Raw genomic sequence first — 223 nt, 5'->3', positions numbered from 1 at the left:
TGAGACTTCCTCTTTCATTGCCCGTATGCTCGACTCGTTTGGCTTGAAGGTCTCCACAGGACTCGCGGGCACTGGTGTGGTTGGGACGCTGTCGAGGGGCACTTCCGGCCGGTCCATTGGGATCAGGGCCGATATGGACGCCCTGCCCATCGAGGAACTCGGCCAGGCCCCGTACAAGTCGCTCAGGCCGGGCAAGATGCATGCCTGCGGCCATGACGGCCAT

Annotated in this window: 1 protein-coding gene; it reads left to right on the top strand. The window is 62.8% G+C overall.

Annotated features, from left to right (window positions below; translation table 11 throughout):
• Nucleotides 1-223 (top strand): M20/M25/M40 family metallo-hydrolase (locus tag E4K09_RS18560; RefSeq protein WP_134499255.1); only part of this gene is annotated, 223 nt, incomplete at both ends.

The organism is Microvirga pakistanensis, assembly GCF_004458765.1.
Taxonomy (GTDB): Bacteria; Pseudomonadota; Alphaproteobacteria; order Rhizobiales; family Beijerinckiaceae; genus Microvirga; species Microvirga pakistanensis.
The sequence above is the reverse complement of the archived record's forward strand: the minus strand, read 5'-3'. Positions and strand labels throughout refer to the sequence as shown.